1 protein-coding gene is annotated in these 242 nt (G+C 67.8%); it reads left to right on the plus strand.

The window, feature by feature from the left end:
- A partial coding sequence (locus AC0L2O_RS37385; RefSeq protein WP_473373273.1) for an ABC transporter substrate binding protein occupies positions 1 to 242 on the plus strand: 242 nt, incomplete at both ends.

Genomic DNA, 242 nt, shown 5'->3' on the forward strand with positions numbered 1-242 from the left:
GCGGCGACCGCGCACGGATCGCGCAATTCGCCGACGAACTCGTGGCGCTCAAGCCCGACATCCTGCTTGCGGTCGGCACGCCCTCCGTGGAGGAGCTGCGCCGGCGCACGACGACGGTCCCGATCGTTTTCGCCGTCGTCACCGATCCTGTCAGCCAGGGCTTTGTCCAGAATCTCGCCCATCCCGGCGGCAATGTCACCGGCTTCACCGATTACGACGGCCCGCTGGCCGGCAAATGGCTG

This window comes from Bradyrhizobium sp. Kon10, from assembly GCF_055807395.1.